Raw genomic sequence first — 18,238 nt, 5'->3', positions numbered from 1 at the left:
ATATAACATATTATGAACAGGTGATAATCATATGGCAAGAGTAACAATTAAAAGCATAGCACAAGACCTTGGTCTATCCAGAAATACCATATCCCTGGCCTTTAAGGGTGATCCGAAAGTATCTCCTGAGACACGCCAAAAAATCATTGAGCATGCTTCCTCCCTGGGGTATATGAAGCTGTCCCCCGAAACAGACATTCCGATAAATGAAAGCAATCATATTCGTATTCTGGTCATCCGAAGAGTCGATCAGACTGCTTATTGGGACCGCGTCATTAATGGTGTTTCGGAAGAATCCGCCAAATACAAATGCATTATTAATATATCTGTTGTCACACAGGAAAATATTGATGCAATGCAATTGCCCATTGGTTATTCAGAGGATATTGATGCTTGCCTGTTCCTTCATAAATTCGGAGATGCCTATTCCCGTAAAATCCTTGGCAATAATAAAATCGGAATCTTTCTGGACAGCAAGTATTATACCTATCTGGAACCTGTTCTTGGTGACGTTGTAAAAAGTGAGGGCAGGCGCAGCGTTATGCAATTGACCCAGTCTCTGATTAAACAGGGCATGAAAAAAATCGCTTATCTTTGTCCCTATTATATTAATTCAGAGACTTTTAATGAGCGATACGAGGGCTATTGTGCTGCTATGAACGCTGCCGGACTTCCTATTCTACCTGAGTATGTGGTAACCTCCTCTCCCTATCAGGATAAGAGCATATCCTTTCGTGCGGCATTAGATCAATTACCGGATTTACCGGAAGCAATTGTATGTGCAAATGATGAATCAGCATCAAAATTTGCTACTATTTTAATGCAGAGAGGTGTTCGGATTCCTGAGGATGTAGCAATAACCGGATACGACAACGATGAATACGATGCCTTTACTCCGTTTTTTACAACGGTGGATTGTAATGCCTATCATTTAGGCAAGCGTATGGTACAGCAATTAATCTGGCGGATGAGCCATCCTGACTCTCCTCCTGAAACCATCACCGTTTCCAGTACACCTATTTACCGCAGATCGTCACAAAAATACGTAAAATAAAATCCTCTTCTTAAGCAGTTTTTATTTACTGTTTAAGAAGAGGATTTTTTATACCTATATGCCTGCAAAGAATAGCGAATCAAGAGAAGGGGTTAGCTCCATAAACGGTCATGGGCAAAAGTGGTATCCCATTCCTTTGTTGATTCCCATATGCCGGGAATTTTATCATTGTCAATATGTTCCTTGATAACGTCGTCATCAAGCTCTTCAATTCCCAGTCCCGGATAATCGGGAACCTTAATAAAACCATTATCCACAATTGGTTTAAAAGGGCATTTTACCAGATCTTCCCACCATGGAATATCATTGGAATGGAATTCTAGCGCAAGCACATTTTCAGTTGCCGCCACGCTGTGTACAGCTGCCATGCACGCAACGGGTGTTTCCGCCATGTGTACTACCATCCCCACTCCATATTCCTGTGCCAAATCCCCAATCTTCTTATTCTCTAAGATACCGCCTGAGGTAAGCACATCCGGATGAATAAGGGAAACACCTCCGGCCTCCAAAAGGGGCTTAAAGTTTTCTTTCAGATAAATATCCTCACCGGTAGCAATAGGAACATTTACAGCTCTTCTTAAGATAGCATATTGATCTGTGTAATGCCAGGGAAGGGCATCCTCCATCCATGCGATATTATATTTTTCAAGCATTCTTCCAAGCTTAATACACTCTGTAAGTCCCACATGCCCGATATGGTCTACCGCAAGAGGAATATCGTAGCCTACCACACTTCTTGCCTCACTCACATAATTTTCCAGCCATTCCATCCCTTTTTGGGTTATCTGTATTCCAGTTCTACAGTGTTCCACACAGGTAACCTCTTTCGCAGCATGTGCTTTTAATCTGGTATCCATATCACCTGCCATATGCTCATGCTTTTCTCCTGCTGCGACAAGCTCCTCAAGAAAACCAAGGGGGCCGTTTAGCGTGCCGGGAATATCATAAAGCAAATCTATTCCGAGATCCATCTTTAAAATAGTAAAACCTTTATCCCTGCGGGCCTTAAGTGCCTCACCCATCTTTTTCCCATCCGGCTTGCCAGAAACATCCGTATCACAGTAAAGGCGAACCTTATCCCTGAATTTACCTCCTAACAATTGGTAGACAGGAACACCATATGCTTTACCTGCAAGATCCCATAAAGCAACCTCTATACCGGATACACCGCCGCCTTGTCTGGATTGCCCGCCAAACTGCTTGATTTTACGAAAGATTCTGTCAACATTGCAGGGATTTTCACCGATCAGTCGGCTCTTTAATAATGCGGCATATCTTTTATCCGCAAAGTCCCTAACTTCTCCATAGCCAACCAATCCCTGATTGGTATATACCTTTACCAGTATACACTGCATTGGTGCGCCCCATATATCCGCAAAACGTATGTCTGTAATTTTTAAATCAGAAGGGGAGGATGCGGTACGCACATTATTCAATATTTCTCTTTCATCATTCATATTTGTCACCTCTGTTTATTGTTAAATTATCGGAAACCATTTCAACGAAAGATCCTGTTTCAATCTATCCGCCTCCCATTAATAATAATTTTCCGATGTCCGCACAATAGCATGCACTTTATAGTGCATTATTCTATTTTTATGTATTTTGCAATATAAATGTATTATACTCCGTTTACACGTTTATGTCAATTAACCGATTCATTATTTTATTTTTCTTTGTGATTTTTGATATTAATGTAGTGCATTTATTGACAATAATAACTTTTTTACATTATTAATTGTATTTTATATTGATTTAATAATGCATATGCATTATTATTACTTTATATTTTAATATAAATTACTTGGAGGTAGCTATGCATTTTAATAACAAAGAAGATATCATTCAATTGACCTCTCTATGGAAAGGCGAACGCTTTTCGGATGGACGCCCAAGAGTTTCGGATGAGATGATCGAAGAACTCAAGAAGTTAACACAGGAACAGATTTGGGAACCGCTTTGGGAATTGGGTTACAAAAACCAGTTTGAATCCCATCTATATCAGATACATAATGACAACCGTAAATTGATAGGACGGGCAGTAACAGCAGCTTATATGCCGGCTAGACCTGATTTATTTGAATTAGCGGAAGAAATCGGACATTCCGAAGGAAGACGGGGCACCCATAACCTATGGGTAGTGGATAAACTGGTAGAGGGAGATGTCGCTGTCATTGATATGTATGACAAAATATATGAAGGAACCTTTATGGGAGGTAATCTTTCAACAGCAGTTGCGAATAACACGAAAACCGGCGGCGCTGTTATCTGGGGAGGTATCCGGGATATTGAGCAGATTCAGAAAATTGACAACCTTCAGATTTACTATCGTGGCAATGACCCCACTCCCATTAAGGATTTTGTCATAACAGGATATAATACACCTGTAAAAATCGGTGCGGCAGTCTGCCTTCCCGGAGATATTGTATATGGTTATAAGGGCGGTATTATGTTCGTACCCGCACATTTAGTTGCCTATATTATTGGCGAAGCAAAAAAGCCCCATGTAAAAGACATTTTTGGCTTTGATATGTTAGAAAAGAAAAAGTATACAACAGCGGATATCGACCAACCAATATGGCCAATTCACATGCTGGATGAATTAATGGATTTTATACGTACTGATTCTCGTGCAGAACACTATCGTGATTTAGACTGGTCCAATGAATATAGTAAATCCCGTGAAAAATACGAAAGCAGCAATGCAAACAGCTAAGTTTTCAGCGAAATTTCATAATATATAGCGGACAGCATAAAAATTCCGTCAGCCAATTAATTGACTGACGGAAGAAAATATATTGTTTTTCATTGTCCTATTTTGTCAGGTAGCACACCAAACCAACTGGCGCTTGAACTTAATTCATCTGTATTCCCTCGAATTCATATATTTTTTGAAGAGTCTTCAGATGCTGTGTTTTCGTATCCGAGGATTCTGCGAACATATACCATTCAATTAATCTATACCCGAACATTATAAGAATTATTTCGCGGATACAAGGATCCGTAATATGAGAAAGGTCTGCATATTCCGAAAAACCTTTATAATAAGCCGGAATACATCTATGGTAGTAGTCCACCATATGTTCAACATCGGCTTCGTCTGCAATCAGGCTAGCCAGATCCTCGCCCAGATAGCCCCAGCCGGCGGTATCCCAATCTATAATACGAATTTTATCATCTGAATAAAATATATTCGCCACCCAAAAATCTCTGTGGCAAAGTACTTTAGGCAGCTTTTCAATGCGGCTGAAGATTTCATCTGCATTCTCATCAAGGTCAATAAGCATTTTGCATAAGTGCCTCGGAATATCACAGTCATCGGAACGTATGTAATTGTAAACCACTTCCCATGACCTATAATGCAGATAATAATTTTTCGCATAATCAACAGAGCTGAGGTTATTCAAGTTCCGGAAAAAAGTTGGCTGCTCGGCATACAACCTGCCTTGAAATCGCCCTAATTCCTCCGCCGCCCGCTCATACATTTCACCGGTTAGGTCAAGACCGGATATTCCATCGATATACTCCATCCAGATCTGTATTTCCTCATCCTTGATTTCTAGAAAATAACATTCCGGCCATCGAAAGGAATCGGTAAAAACCTTACCGAGCTCTGACCTATAGAGGTCATATTCCCGGCGCCATGAATCCGGATCTCCGTAACGTTCCCATTTCTTCTGAATTTTTAGAACTACCTTATACGGCTGCTTTAAGCCATCAGCCGCTTCAGCTATGCCAGTAACAAGCCAAACCTCTCCCAAGGTTCCACCTTGCAATTGTTTGGTTTGGTAGCTGGCATCTATTATATTCTTACCTGACATTTTACTTAAGACCTGGGTCAGTGTTTCTTTCTTTAACTGTCTTTCGTTATATCTATTCATTCTTATAATCTCCTTTTTTCTTAAAATGCCGGTTATGCTCGGCTATAGATTTCTGCAATACGCGTTTCGATTTTAGAGAGGAAGCTTTCTCCTCCGTGCATTAAGCAATGACCCTTTTAAGGTTGCTGCCCCTTCCCCGAATTGGCAAATAACCTTATACAGATTTCGGTGAACCTCCATAACTCTTGCCGGAATCAACCCCATCTTATCTGCTTCAATTCTTTCCTTATATCCATAATCTTGTAAATTAATCATTCCTATCTCCTTTTTGTTTTTCCTCATTTCCTATAAAGACTGCTTCATTCATAAAAACCAAGTGTAAAATTCTTCTGAATATGGATACATCCCAAAAGGCGCAAAAAACCGCAGACAGGCAGCCTTAAAAAGCTACAAATCTGCGGTTTTGAGTGATATAAAATCACATAAAAATAACACACCTAAGGTGTGCTACAGAATTTATAGTATTCACGAAAGGTTACTTTTAGGCAGCATAAAGAACTAAGACAAGTGTATCCTATATCGATATGCCCATATTCAGTTTATAAATCAATCACCTTACATACTGCCATTTTTAGTCAACCCCTTTCGAGAGTAAAATTTATCCTATTGGATTAGGTTTAGTATAAAGGAAATTATCGTCTTTGTCAATCTTATCATAGTCATTATTGCAATAAAAATCCGCTGTTCTTAGTTGTCATCCAGATGGAACATATTGTATAATAAAGGAACAATCAGAACCTCATTCGATAGAAGGAGATTACTGTTATGGATTGGAAAAAAGAGAGTGAAGTATTTAATCAAGCCGCTGATTATTATGACAAATTCAGACCAACTTATCCCAAAGATATTATCCAATCGTTTATTGATCAGGCTAAATTAACCAGGGGAGCAAGGCTACTTGAAGTAGGCGCCGGCAGCGGAAAAGCAACAGAGTTATTTACCAATAAAGGCTTTGAAATTCTTTGTATTGATCCCGGAGCTGATTTAGTACATATCGGCAATTCAAGATTTAAAAACGAGAATTTTAAGTTTGAGACAGCTCGTTTTGAGGAATTCAATACCGTACCAAATTCTTATGATGCTATTTTCTCTGCTCAGGCATTTCACTGGATTCCTCAGCCTATCGGTTATCAAAAGTGTGCTCTTGCCCTGAAAGACAGAGGATACTTAGCATTGTTCTGGAATATGTACATTACTTATGACAATGATTTGGATAACGAACTGTTAGCCATATCTGATACCTATGGAGGTTTTGCCGATTTTCTTTCCGAGGAAGCTTGTGAAAAACGAATTGCTTCCGTTACTGCAGAAATTGAGGGGAGTGGATTGTTCTTAAAGCCAAAAGTCATACGCTCACGCTGGAAACAAAAGTATACAGCAGACGAGTATTATGGATTTGCTCTAACAGGCAATCGATTTCTTCAAAAATCAGAGAAAGAAAAGCAAATGGCTTATCATGAACTGATTAAATTGGCTGATAAACATAATGGATACATTGAGCGTCCTTATTTGTGTGTTCTTTACTTGGCAGAAAAGATGTAACCAATTATCAATGGTGCAACCAAGCACTAAATTTTTTTATTTGTAATAAATTACCTCTTTACAATAGAACATGTGTTTGCTATACTTATTTTTAGCAAACACATGTTCTATTTAATTATGTGAGGTAATGAGATGGAAAAGGTGATATTTCATATTGATGTAAATTCTGCTTTCTTGAGTTGGGAAGCGGTCTATCGCTTAAAGACTCTGGGCGGTTCAAAAGATTTGCGTGAGGTACCTTCTGCTATTGCAGGAGATAAACAGGTACGTCACGGTATTATTTTAGCCAAATCTTTACCCGCAAAAAAATTTCATATTCAAACCGGTGAAATGGTAGGAACAGCATTAAAGAAATGTCCTGACTTACTCCTTATTCCACCTCATTATGATTTATATGAACATGCTTCCCGTGCATTTATCGAAGTGTTACAGGATTTTTCTCCCTGCGTCGAGCAATATTCTGTAGACGAAGCCTTTTGTGATATGACCGGCACGGTAGAACTTTACGGCCCTCCGATGGTAACCGCTAATCTGATTAAGGATACAATTTATAAAAACCTTGGGTTCACTGTCAATGTTGGGGTTTCCAGCAATAAAATGCTGGCCAAAATGGCAGGTGATTTTAAAAAACCTAATCTTGCTCATTCCTTATTTCCGAATGAGTTGAAAGCTAAGATGTGGCACTTGCCTGTCAGTGAATTATTCTTTGTAGGCAGAGCAACTACCAAGAAGCTCTTCTCTCTTGGCATCCATACAATCGGCGAACTGGCAGCTACAGACCCGGCTATCTTAAGGTCACATCTAAAAACCCAGGGAGAGATTATATGGGCATTTGCAAATGGCTATGATTTTTCTTCGGTCGTATCCGAGGCACCACGACAAAAGGGTTATGGAAATAGTATAACCATAGCGTTTGATATTACTGACAAGGAGGTAGCTTATCAGGTATTTCTCTCACTTTCAGAAACGGTTGCCGCACGCCTTCGGGCTGACAAGTTAGAAATCTCCGTTGTGGCAATCAGCTTGGTGGATTGTGATTTCAACCGTTACTCCCACCAATGTAATCTGAACAGCACTACGAATATAACGGAAGAAATATGGAGAGCTGCGTGTAAACTTTTTAATCAGTTATGGTCAGGAGTCCCATTACGAAATTTAGGGATACACACCAGTAAAGTAACGGAGTCTATGGGATTACGGCAAATGAATCTTTTTGATCTCAATATGAACTATGAAAGAATGCATAAATTAGATGTTGCCATTGATTCCATCAGAGATTCTTATGGCGATGATGCCATATTCAGAGCTTCCTTCTTAAACAGCTCTCTATACCATATGGCAGGTGGAATCAGTAAAGAAAAGAGATTTGCAAATTATGAAGGAGTGACAATAGAATGAACATACCTGTGGATGTAGTTGCCATCTTTAATACTGTAGGAGAGATTAAGCCTACTTTTATTCGTCTGGAAAATGAAGACCATACTTTGGGTACTTACAAGATAGCAAATGTTCTGTTTTCAAAAGAAGAAAAGTATGCCGGCATCTATAATATTGTGTATATCTGCGATGTTCAGGTAGAGGAAAAATTAAAGCAGATTAAAATCGCCTACAATCTGCAGCACCACAAATGGTTCCTTTATAACCATTAGGATAAGAAATAATGGGCTGTTGCAAAATAGCTAATTTACTCTTTTGAAAGGACAGGGTGTATTATTATACTCCCTGTCCGGTTTTAGAGCTTATTATAGCTATTTTGCAACACAGCCCCTTAGATTCCAGTCATCCCATAGAAGATGTTTTTTGGGTTGTAAATCACAGGGTGCGAGATTATCTATACAATTTATACTCGATTTCTATAATCGATTCTTCGTTTACTCCAATCATTTCCACTGATATGGTATCAATGGTTGTTTCATAAATTTCCTTATCACTTCCCAAACTTTCAATAATACTATCTGTTTTTTCCCTTGATGGGGGCCTGCCAACTGTCATATGAGGCTCGTAAGGATAATCTGCTTTGTATTTTTCCAATATCCCCTGATATAGACTGTCATGAATACCTGTAATTACTTCTTTTCCCTCTGTTATATTTAAGAACAGATAATCTTCATAGACATCAGACTGCTTTGAAAATCCGCTCATTCTTAATGTAAATGGCTTTATGTCCTTTAAAGAGACCGACAGCCATTCAATAATTTCAACATTGCCAAGTTCGCTCTCAAAAGGAAATACCAAGGTTATATGGGGCAAGACCTTATCTGCCAAAGGGTCATATTTTTTTCGTATGTCGTTAATGACCCCAATATTATGAAACCTTGGAAATATCATTATCGTTCGCTTTTTTTTCATTTCCTCCACCAACTTGCTATTTTAATAATACGCTTGATTATTAACCTCTCGTTTATTCTTAAAGCTACTTCCAACCATAGGTTATCAGTAATCCCTGTATATTCAAGAATGTCTTATCCTTTTTACTTTTTAAATACTCCGCTAACTGAGACTGCATGCTAATATAATCTTCTGCCTGGGATTTGTCCATTCCTCTGTTCATAAAATGCTCAATAATATTTTCCCTCTTTTGAATATCAAAGGATTTATCCAGCCCACGAATATCAATAAAGTCCTGTACCATCTGTTCATAATCCGCTCTATCTGGATTTACAAAGAAAGCCCTGTCATTTATTCGAATATCAACATCATGGAGACCCAACTGCCGCATATAAAAGGGCAGCCTCATACCAATAGCGTAATCTCTGCCTTCACATTGCAATTCCTTCCTCCAGATCTTATGGAAATCAAACCCCGTACAAAGATATTCATAGTCCATATCTTCTATGTAGAGCCCGGTATTTTCAAACTCTCTGTTCACATCTACCGCTATGATGAGACCACCTTTTCTAACGGTATCTTTCATCTTTTTCAACACTTCCACCGGTCTGTTCATATGCCTTAATCCAGCTTGGATGATAGCAATGTCATATTTCTTTTCTGTGTCAAAGGAATAGATATCTGACACAATAAATTCTGCACTGCAACCAGAATCCTTGAATTTTAACTTTGCTTTTTCTGCGAAATACTCATTGTCAATACCGGTATAAGTGCTTCCCATTGGCAGAAGAGAAAGCAGCTGGTGCCCTAAATACCCCTCTCCGCAGCGAAACTCAATCACATCAACGGAGGTTTCCACTTTCCAGACCATCTTGATTAAAAATTCCATATAGTCGCCATTCCAGAAGTATTTTCTATTTTTATATAGAGTCTTTTCCTTGCCATTTGAAGTATCACGGTTATCCGTGCCGCTTGGTATATATTCCTGCCGATGCAAGGGCTTTAACCCCAATAATTCATCTACTGAGATATGGAAATACTCTGCTATGTCAGGCAGCAGCGTAATATCCGGCATTGTTATACCGTTCTCCCATTTGCTGACGGATTGAAAGGATACACCTAAAACCTCCGCCAATTCCTGCTGCCCTACTCCTTTTTCTCTTCTTAATTCTGCTATTCTAAGCTTTACAGCTGTCATAATATCCTCCTTGTCAACCATTTCATATCTATATGTTAACAAAAGTATACGATAAATCCTATAACGCAACCTGCGAATCAACTCACCTATTAGTTGCATAATAGGATATTTAAAGCTTGCGTGCCTTGATTATAAAGGATAAGGGAAAGTTCTTAGCTTTATATGGTGTATAGTAACCTTCCTGAAAGGGGGCAGACATTTCCATTACTTGTCGGTCAGTTTCCTCTACCAGGCGCTCAACCAGAAATCCCGCCTCGGCAAGACTGTTTATGTAGGTGGAGAGCTTACGATTCTTAATAGTTACCGGATTACCTCTCTGGGCATAAGAAAAATCTTCTTCCATGAGATAGCTCTCTTTGAACATCAGAGAATTGTCATTAGCCTCCAAGCAGTGCATCAGCGGATGATCCCAGGAAAAGATAAAAACACCATCCTTTTTAAGATATGATGCTACATTATGAAAGGTTGTCTCCAAATCCACTGTCCAGCCGATAGCATAAATAGAATATACTACATCGAAGTATTCTGCCGGGAGTCCGCAACTTACCTCCATCGGAGAATTAAAAAGCTTTGCTTCATAGTTATTATCACATAAAAACTGCCGTGCAATATCAATCTGTTTTGATGACAAATCCAGTCCCCAGAGCTCGGATGCTCCCTTGTCGCCGCACCATTTCAGGGAATGTCCACTGCCGCAGCCGATATCAAGTACCTTTTTCTCACTAAGGTCAGGAAATAGACCCAGTTCTTCTTCTGTCGGGATAAGACATCCATATTCAGGTAAAGCTGTTGACCCACTCCAACTGTCGGCCATCGTATCCCAGCTTTGTTTGTTCTGTATCAATATATTCTCATTCATAATGACTCCCATCTGTGCACCCTTAGCATTCAATTTTCATCTTTCCCTATTCCAGTACCAACGGGTAATTCCATTATCTCTGTAAATGCAAATGAACTCTTCAAAAAGGCACTGCAATAGACCTTTTCAGCATTAGAAATCATATTTGAAATTCGAGCTGCATACAAAGGGTATGTTATCATACGTTTGGCATCTTCTATACAAAACCACCCAGTTTCTATACTTTCATCACTGGTTAAAAGCTCACCGGATTCATATTTACAGCAAAAATCAATATTAACAATATCAGCTTCCATATTTTTATATAAACCAATTATTCCTGTTATTGAAACATTGATACCGCTTTCTTCTTTCACCTCACGGATCAGAGCCTCTGTCAGACTTTCCCCCGGTTCTACCATCCCACCTGGAAATTCCCAACCACGCAAGGGGCTTTTTATAAGTAATACTTCCTCTTTCTCATTTGTTACAAATCCTCCAACTGCTACAAAATGATTTTTCTCCATAATTTTTATCCTTTATGATTGATACTATATCTATGTTGACTAACTAATATGCACTTTCCATACATGGAATAAGCCATTGGTCATCGGTATTTTTGCTCCAATCCCATGCCTTTGTTATCTCCATCTCTCTCCTCCTTTATTGTTTCTTTCCTTTATATCTATTTGTCACCTTTTTAATTCTTAATCTCATAATAGATATAGAATTGCTAAGTTATAGTTGCTCTTACATATTATACCACTTTCCTTAGTGGTTTTAGAGGCTTTGTTAAAAGAAATAATTAATAACCAACCACTCCATTGATTGTATTTCAAAAACATAAAGCCCGAGAGATTCCTTTTCCATAAAAAAAGCTCCCATGGTTTTTCATGAGAGCCAGATAATAATTTCATTGCACTGTCTATATTACAATTAAATCTTTATTATTCAGCAAACTCAACTTCGATACCTGCAGGAGCTGCGTTCTTAATTTCAACATTCTTTCACTGTTCTTAAATATTACTTTTTTCAAATCGCCGTAATCTGGCTTATCAGTTACCCAACAAAAATAAATAATCATGAATTTAAGATACTATCCCAATCTATTTCACACTGAAGATTTTTATATTTGTAATCTGCACCCAATTGCTCATACTCAGGACCTACTCCAAGAGAGCGCATATTTGCTGCTTTTGCTGCTATTATTCCAGCTTTTGAGTCTTCTATGACAAGACATTGTACCGGCAGTAGACCTAATTTTTTTGCTGCAACTAGAAAAACCTCAGGATCTGGTTTTGATTTCGAAATATCTAGTCCACAGCTAATTTGATCAATATATGATTTTAGTCCGGTTTTTTCCAGAATAAGTGGTGTATTTTTACTAACGGAGCCTATTCCTATCAGCAGACCTTTTTTTCTTAGCATGATTAAGGTTTCTTTTACCCCTGCAAGTACCGCATCATCGGTTAATCGCTGTAAAAGTTCTATGTAAAAATTATTTTTTTGATCTGCAAAAGTTAACTTTTCTTCATCAGAGTATCTTTTATTACCCTTCTCTAATACTATCTCTAACGAGTCCATTCTGCTTACGCCTTTTTGTCTTGCATTATCTTCTTTCGTAAATCCCATAATGCCCAGATCCATAGCAAGCTTTTTCCATGCCTGATAATGAAGCTCGTCCGTTGAGACCAATACTCCATCCAAGTCGAAAATTATTCCCTTAATCATATTTGTCACCATTCCTGTCATCTAATCTTCTGAATAAACAAGAAGGAGGCTGTCATACACCTCCCACCTGTTAAGTCATTAGTATCGTAATATAATATCCCGAAAACAATACCTTAAATTTAATTGTTTCGCTTTACTATTTTACAATGAATCTAATTTTTATTACTGTATATCTCCTACAATCATAACAGCATAATCTGTTCACTTTGACTTAGCTTTCGCAACACCTGTTTTCTTATCAATAACAACTGATTTTTTGTATTAGTCCAAACGATAGGATCAGATTCGGATACTTTAGCACTAAATGTGAACTTACTTCCCAATTTCTTAGAATTGGGTTACTTTGTTACAGTAACAGAATTACCCTTTACAGTAATATCTGTTTTAACTTTTTTAACCTTACCATTATAAAGTTTCAAGGTTGTTGTAATAACTGTCTTACCTGCACAAACTGCTGTTATTTTACCCCTCTTATCTACAGTCGCTACTTTTTTATTGGAGGAGGAATAGGATACAGTTACTGCGCCTAAAGCACTCTGTGAGGTTTTATCTTTTAGGTCATTAACTAATTGTAATGTTAACGGTAATTCAATTTTGACACTGGTGGATTTTTTCTTACCAAGAGTTAAGTTTACCTGTAAAGGAGTTACCTTAATCTGATTTGTAAGGCTGACATACATATCCTTAGGCGCTTCTTTGGTAAGTGCTACATAATCGGAACAGTGCAGAATATCAACCGTAATGTAACCTTTTGCATCTACAGTATATTTTGAACTATAAGGTAATTCTTCCAGCTTACCCGTATTCTCATTAACATGGTAGAAATAAATCTTATTTCCCGCTTTTACACCCTCCATGTTGCCAACATAAGCTTTCACACTTGCCTGCGCAGGAAGTACCCCGCTATAAGCAAAGTTCATTACAATACCACTACCATCCGTTACATTTTTAAGCGCTGCGTTCTCATTTAATGCGCTAATATCTAGTGTTAAGTTAACATCTTTCATCTTATTCTGAGACTGTTTTAGTTGATCTTTATCAAAGCTCCAAGTATAAACTACCAAATCACTCTCATCTTTCACAGTAACAGATAAGGTCTTTCCAGCTTTCGCAGCATCAGTTAAAACCTCTGCTTCCAATATTATACTTGTATCTGCTTTACTATTCGGACGCTTTACTGCTACGTTTACTACGGAATCTTTTGATTCAGTAATCTTTTTCACAATACTGTCAGTCGGTAAAGTGTAGGAACCGTCTTTTAAGTCAGCATCCTCTAATACTATATTCTCAATGCTTCCGCTTATGTTTTCGTTCTGCGTACTTTCGCTTGGTGTACTTCCCCCTGGTGTGCTTCCCCCTGGTGTACTTCCCCCTGGTGTGCTTCCCCCTGGTGTGCTTCCCCCTGGCGTGCTTCCGCCTGGTGTACTTCCTCCCGGTGTACTTCCTCCTGGTGTACTTCCCCCTGGTGTGCTTCCTCCCGGTGTACTTCCTCCTGGTGTACTTCCTCCCGGTGTTTCCCCACCAGGTGTTACCACTACTGGCTTGATACCGGTAGCATCAAAGCCATTTGCAATGTTCCAAAGCTGACGAGCTGCCCCTTCTTCGTATGCTGCAAGACGAATCATCGTACCATTGTTGGTCAAACCATCCACTACTTCCAGAACCATATCATACTGTCTATTGCTAAGCCTATAGAAATCTCCTACCTTTTCAATCTTCCATTGCTGGGTAAGAGAATTTGGATCATTTGTCTGCTGGCAGGTAAAGTAATTCGTAGTATCTGCTACATCCAGCATATGTCCACTATAGGAACTCATAAGCTTCCAGTATCCATTTCCCTGATCTAACAGCTCCCACATCTGATTGATATTGCCTAAATAACTCCACTCATTTACAAGCGCACCGGGATCTCTGGAATAACCTGCCACATCCGCTGCCTTACCACTTGTCTTTGACTTCATTACATATACAGTACCAGATACCAGACCAGGATCCTTAAGAGAGGTCTTGGCACTGCTATACTTGTCAATTGTCAGGCTGTCAATATTTAAAAAACCGGAGTCATCAGCGTCACGCACAATTTTAATAGTATTGTCTCCTGCATTCAAATGTACATCAAAAGTTGTTTCTGCCCATTCATCCAAGTCTTTGGTTAGAGGGAATGCAATCTGATTGATTTTGTTTCCATTTACATACAAGCTCATGGTCATGTTATTTTCTTGAACACCTGAATATCTTACAGTGGCTGTATGCGTACCTGTGTATGGTACATTAACCGTAAATTCGATTCCCTCACTAACATTTTCAAAATCACCTACATATCCGGTTCCTTCATACCAAAGCTGATCATCATGTTTACCTACTTTAATGGAAGCATTATTTGCCTGATAAGCTTCATAAGCTTCATATGTGGTAACTTGTGGATCGGTGTTGTCCAGACTAATAACTCCCTGACCGCCTTCTGTGCCCAGTACGATGGTATTATTGCCTTCGTTCAATTCCCTTCTTTGTAGATGGATGTTGTCCAGGTTAATATCTCCCTGACCGGCTCCTTCTCTAACCAGTTTGATGATATTATTGCCTTCGTTCAGATCCATAGCAGCAACCTTCTCACCCCAGCTATTCCAAGAACCAGTGTCTGCAAAGGTAAGTGCTTCTTTGAACACACCATTGACGTACAGATTCATATTTCTTGTTTCGCCGATAAACCCAAGCGCGTACTTCATAGCTACATCATAGGTATCAGTTTTTAATACGTCTACACTAAATTCTATTGCTCCATCCTGCCACAGACCAGCTACAAAACCAGTACCCGTATATCCGGTATGGTCTATTGCAACACTTGCACCACCGGACAGTTTTGCCTTTTCTGCTTCATATGTGGTAACTTGTAGATGGATGTTGTCCAGGTTAATATCTCCCTGACCAACTCCTTCTCTGGCCAGTTTGATGGTATTGTTGCCTTCGCTCAGATCCATAGCAACAACCTTCTTACCCCAGCTATCCCAAGAGCCAGTGTCTGTAAAGGTAATTTTTTCTTTGAACGCACCATTGATGTACAGATTCATACTTCTTGTTTCGCCGATAAACCCAAGCGCGTACTTCAGAGCTACATCATAGGTACCAGCAGTTTCCGCGTCTACATTAAATTCTACTGCTCCATCCTGCCACAGACCACCTACAAAACCAGTACCCGTATATCCGGTATGGTCTGTTGCAACAATTGCACTACCGGTCAGGGTTGCCTGTTCAGCCTCGTAGGTGCTGGGAACTGCTACTGCTTTTTTTTCTATAATAGTAGCATTCTCTGCCTGATAGGACCACGGAATTCTCCTCTGTAGATGAATGTTGTCCAGGTTAATATCTCCTTGACCTGCTCCAACTCTAGCCAATTTTATGGTATTAATGCCTTCTTTCAGATCCATAGCAACTACCTTTTCACTCCACTTAGCCCAACTGTCAGTGCCTGTAAAGGTAACCGGTCCTTTTGATTCACCATTGATATACAGGTTCATATTTCTTGTTTCGCCGGCAAACCCTAGTGCATACTTCATTGATACATCATAAGTAGCAGCTGTTTCCACATCTACATTAAATTCTACTGCTCCATCCTGCCACAGACCGCCTACAAAACCAGTACCGGTAAATCCGGTATGGTCTGTTGCTAAACTTGCACCACCGGTCAAATTTGCCTGTTCTGCTTCATAGGTATTAGTAACTGCTTCCGTTACTGTAATATAGTCAATATTAACATTGCCCAAAGATGTATCGTCATATTTATATTCAATCGTATTTACACCCTGCTTTAGGTTTAAGTTATCGTAACGATCCTGCCAATCTGACCAACTGGTTCCATAGAAACAGTCAGCAGTCTTTACTCTTACTCCATTTACATAGATAGAAAGAGATTTATTGATCTTTTCACCGTAAAATCCGTTGCAATAACGAAGGTCAACGGAATAGTTCCCTGTATTAGGAGCCGTTACTTTAAATGCAACACCAGTTCCCTTCGTATATAGATTATCTACGTAACCAGTTCCATTATATCCTGCATGCTCTGTACTAACCTTAGTACCACCGGACAAAGTTGCATCTTCTGCCTCATAAAGTGTAGTTTTCTTAATAGTAAGAGTATCCAGAATAAGTTCGCTGGAAACTGGAGCTGTCAAGCGAATTTTATTGTTTCCTTTCTGAAGTGTTATATTATATGTTTTAAAAATGTCCAGATCTACTGTATTGTCCCCATTGGACTCAAAGCTCAGTGTTCTTTCCGGACTGTCATTTACTGTCAACTGCATGTTAGTAGCTGAGCCGACATTGTTATAGCGGAAATCCAGAGAGTACATACCAGCGCTTTCGGCTTCTACGTCAAACTCTACATATCCACCGGCTTCATTAAACTTAACATTACCGGAGCCTGAGCTTCTGGCACTGTCACTAATGATTCTCTTCTCTACACCTACGCAGGTAGCATCTTCTGCTTCCAGCACTTCACTCTTTTCTTCACCGGACGGTCTGTCGAAAACAGTTCCCGGATTAGAAGGTACACCTACATTAACAAAATCATTATCGGTCCAGCTAACCGGAGTAGCTCTTACCCAACGATTGGATCCTGTCTGTCCACCTACCGGGCCTGCATGATGAATCAGCCAATCCTCAGTTCCATCTTCGGACTTTACAAAAAGAGGTGATCCCGGTCCATACGCACTGTTCTCCGGCGACTTCTGCATCAGTGGTACAGGAAGCTTCTGCCAGGAATCCGGATTTAATAAATCAGAATTTAAGTCTGCGTAGGATACAGCTACACCATAGTTATCATTCATAAAGCTGCTTGCAGAGTATGCAAAGTACACCTTGCCATCTTTTTCTACTACCGCAGCGCCTTCATTAATATTGTCTCCATACTTTTCCCAGTCATAAGTTGGTCTAGCCAGTGTACACTCTGTTCCTTTTGACAGTTCTCCTGTTGAATCTGCTACGGTACCATTATCTAATGTCCATGGATTCAGCATTTTTACGATGGTTGGACACTCATCAAACTTGGTTCTGGTATATTCAATGGCCGATCCGCTGACTGTACCCAAATACTTATCTTCATAGTAAAAATACTTGGTATAGGTATAATAGGTCTCTCCTCCCATGGTAATAACACCACAGGGAAGTCCATAGCCTTCTGCATTCATAAGTCCGGCTTTCTCGGTAGCTTGCCCATTTTCATCCTTATTGGACCAGCTGCCCTTTAATACCCAGTTGCCTTCAAATGGATCAGGTGAGTCATTTTCCAGTACATAGGTACTTGGATGTCCATAGCCGAAGTCTGTCTCCGGACCGGATGCAAAATAGATATACCACTTGCCAGCCAAACGATAGATGTATGGTCCCCATACATACCCAAAGTTCTCAGGCTTCTTCCATACAAGTCTGCTCTTTGCAGTGGATATTCCAAGGACTGTCTCTGCTCTCTTCAAATAAATATTATTATCTGTAGCAAAGCCGCAATAATAAAAACCATCAGCATCTCTTGTGATTGTTGGATCTGCACCTCTCATAAGAGGGTTTCGATACTGACTTTCCACTTCTGCATGTGCGGTCTGTAATGGTAGTGAGGTAGTCACCATTGCTACCAACAGCATTAACAATAATAATTTTTTTCCCATAATTTACCT

The 18,238-nt window shown here is 39.4% G+C and carries 14 protein-coding genes; 5 read left to right on the top strand and 9 right to left on the bottom strand.

The genetic code is table 11. The features are described from left to right. Positions 1 to 31: 31 nt before the first annotated feature. Positions 32 to 1,054, top strand: coding sequence for a LacI family DNA-binding transcriptional regulator (locus bsdcttw_RS06825; protein WP_185258634.1), 1,023 nt, complete (start codon positions 32 to 34; stop codon positions 1,052 to 1,054). Positions 1,055 to 1,146: 92 nt separating this feature from the next. Here bsdcttw_RS06825 and bsdcttw_RS06820 read toward each other — a convergent pair whose 3' ends face one another. Further along, a complete protein-coding gene (locus bsdcttw_RS06820) occupies positions 1,147 to 2,511 on the bottom strand; it encodes a mandelate racemase/muconate lactonizing enzyme family protein (protein WP_185258633.1) in 1,365 nt (454 codons plus the stop codon). A gap of 359 nt (positions 2,512 to 2,870) precedes the next feature. On the opposite strand from bsdcttw_RS06820, the gene bsdcttw_RS06815 reads away from it, so the two are divergent. Further along, on the top strand, positions 2,871 to 3,770 hold the full coding sequence (locus bsdcttw_RS06815; protein ID WP_185258632.1) for an RraA family protein: 900 nt from the start codon (positions 2,871 to 2,873) through the stop codon (positions 3,768 to 3,770). A 139-nt stretch (positions 3,771 to 3,909) separates the two neighbouring features. On the opposite strand, the gene bsdcttw_RS06810 is transcribed toward bsdcttw_RS06815, so the two are convergent. Further along, positions 3,910 to 4,935, bottom strand: a complete 1,026-nt coding sequence (locus bsdcttw_RS06810) for an aminoglycoside phosphotransferase family protein (protein WP_185258631.1) — start codon at positions 4,933 to 4,935, stop codon at positions 3,910 to 3,912. A gap of 72 nt (positions 4,936 to 5,007) precedes the next feature. Next, complete coding sequence (locus bsdcttw_RS06805; RefSeq protein ID WP_185258630.1) at positions 5,008 to 5,190, bottom strand: hypothetical protein; 183 nt, start codon at positions 5,188 to 5,190, stop codon at positions 5,008 to 5,010. Between the two features lie 510 nt (positions 5,191 to 5,700). Between bsdcttw_RS06805 and bsdcttw_RS06800 the strand changes: the two genes are divergently transcribed. From bsdcttw_RS06800 to bsdcttw_RS06790, 3 genes are all read left to right on the top strand, one after another. Next, positions 5,701 to 6,477: a class I SAM-dependent methyltransferase gene (locus bsdcttw_RS06800; protein WP_185258629.1), complete on the top strand. Its 777-nt coding sequence runs from the start codon at positions 5,701 to 5,703 to the stop codon at positions 6,475 to 6,477. Positions 6,478 to 6,609: 132 nt separating this feature from the next. After that, a complete protein-coding gene (locus bsdcttw_RS06795) occupies positions 6,610 to 7,875 on the top strand; it encodes a Y-family DNA polymerase (protein ID WP_185258628.1) in 1,266 nt (421 codons plus the stop codon). Further along, on the top strand, positions 7,872 to 8,126 hold the full coding sequence (locus bsdcttw_RS06790; protein WP_185258627.1) for a hypothetical protein: 255 nt from the start codon (positions 7,872 to 7,874) through the stop codon (positions 8,124 to 8,126). Before bsdcttw_RS06795 ends, bsdcttw_RS06790 begins: the two co-directional genes overlap by 4 nt. A gap of 178 nt (positions 8,127 to 8,304) precedes the next feature. Here the strand turns inward: bsdcttw_RS06790 and bsdcttw_RS06785 are convergent, their stop codons facing one another. The 6 genes from bsdcttw_RS06785 to bsdcttw_RS06760 form a co-directional block, all read right to left on the bottom strand. Next, a complete protein-coding gene (locus bsdcttw_RS06785) occupies positions 8,305 to 8,826 on the bottom strand; it encodes a 2'-5' RNA ligase family protein (protein ID WP_185258626.1) in 522 nt (173 codons plus the stop codon). 64 nt (positions 8,827 to 8,890) lie between these two features. Next, positions 8,891 to 10,003 carry a helix-turn-helix domain-containing protein gene (locus bsdcttw_RS06780; protein ID WP_185258625.1) on the bottom strand — a complete coding sequence of 371 codons (1,113 nt, stop codon included), beginning with the start codon at positions 10,001 to 10,003 and terminating at the stop codon, positions 8,891 to 8,893. A gap of 109 nt (positions 10,004 to 10,112) precedes the next feature. Next, positions 10,113 to 10,862 carry a class I SAM-dependent methyltransferase gene (locus bsdcttw_RS06775; protein WP_185258624.1) on the bottom strand — a complete coding sequence of 250 codons (750 nt, stop codon included), beginning with the start codon at positions 10,860 to 10,862 and terminating at the stop codon, positions 10,113 to 10,115. Positions 10,863 to 10,891: 29 nt separating this feature from the next. Continuing rightward, on the bottom strand, positions 10,892 to 11,368 hold the full coding sequence (locus tag bsdcttw_RS06770; protein WP_185258623.1) for an NUDIX hydrolase: 477 nt from the start codon (positions 11,366 to 11,368) through the stop codon (positions 10,892 to 10,894). 553 nt (positions 11,369 to 11,921) lie between these two features. Next, positions 11,922 to 12,593: a beta-phosphoglucomutase gene (gene pgmB / locus bsdcttw_RS06765; RefSeq protein ID WP_225903808.1), complete on the bottom strand. Its 672-nt coding sequence runs from the start codon at positions 12,591 to 12,593 to the stop codon at positions 11,922 to 11,924. 317 nt (positions 12,594 to 12,910) lie between these two features. After that, positions 12,911 to 18,229, bottom strand: coding sequence for a CBM35 domain-containing protein (locus tag bsdcttw_RS06760; protein ID WP_185258622.1), 5,319 nt, complete (start codon positions 18,227 to 18,229; stop codon positions 12,911 to 12,913). Positions 18,230 to 18,238: the final 9 nt, after the last annotated feature.

Origin of the sequence: Anaerocolumna chitinilytica (genome assembly GCF_014218355.1) — a bacterium.
Taxonomy (GTDB): Bacteria; Bacillota; Clostridia; order Lachnospirales; family Lachnospiraceae; genus Anaerocolumna; species Anaerocolumna chitinilytica.
This window is presented reverse-complemented; position numbering and strand designations above follow the sequence as displayed.

Bases quoted from the DNA above. Each gene is read 5' to 3' on its own strand.
- pgmB (WP_225903808.1), bottom strand. From the start codon at position 12,593: ATGACAGGAATGGTGACAAATATGATTAAGGGAATAATTTTCGACTTG.
- bsdcttw_RS06770 (WP_185258623.1), bottom strand. From the start codon at position 11,368: ATGGAGAAAAATCATTTTGTAGCAGTTGGAGGATTTGTAACAAATGAG.
- bsdcttw_RS06820 (WP_185258633.1), bottom strand. From the start codon at position 2,511: ATGAATGATGAAAGAGAAATATTGAATAATGTGCGTACCGCATCCTCC.
- bsdcttw_RS06785 (WP_185258626.1), bottom strand. From the start codon at position 8,826: ATGAAAAAAAAGCGAACGATAATGATATTTCCAAGGTTTCATAATATT.
- bsdcttw_RS06825 (WP_185258634.1), top strand. From the start codon at position 32: ATGGCAAGAGTAACAATTAAAAGCATAGCACAAGACCTTGGTCTATCC.
- bsdcttw_RS06815 (WP_185258632.1), top strand. From the start codon at position 2,871: ATGCATTTTAATAACAAAGAAGATATCATTCAATTGACCTCTCTATGG.
- bsdcttw_RS06775 (WP_185258624.1), bottom strand. From the start codon at position 10,862: ATGAATGAGAATATATTGATACAGAACAAACAAAGCTGGGATACGATG.
- bsdcttw_RS06800 (WP_185258629.1), top strand. From the start codon at position 5,701: ATGGATTGGAAAAAAGAGAGTGAAGTATTTAATCAAGCCGCTGATTAT.
- bsdcttw_RS06805 (WP_185258630.1), bottom strand. From the start codon at position 5,190: ATGATTAATTTACAAGATTATGGATATAAGGAAAGAATTGAAGCAGAT.
- bsdcttw_RS06810 (WP_185258631.1), bottom strand. From the start codon at position 4,935: ATGAATAGATATAACGAAAGACAGTTAAAGAAAGAAACACTGACCCAG.
- bsdcttw_RS06760 (WP_185258622.1), bottom strand. From the start codon at position 18,229: ATGGGAAAAAAATTATTATTGTTAATGCTGTTGGTAGCAATGGTGACT.
- bsdcttw_RS06790 (WP_185258627.1), top strand. From the start codon at position 7,872: ATGAACATACCTGTGGATGTAGTTGCCATCTTTAATACTGTAGGAGAG.
- bsdcttw_RS06795 (WP_185258628.1), top strand. From the start codon at position 6,610: ATGGAAAAGGTGATATTTCATATTGATGTAAATTCTGCTTTCTTGAGT.
- bsdcttw_RS06780 (WP_185258625.1), bottom strand. From the start codon at position 10,003: ATGACAGCTGTAAAGCTTAGAATAGCAGAATTAAGAAGAGAAAAAGGA.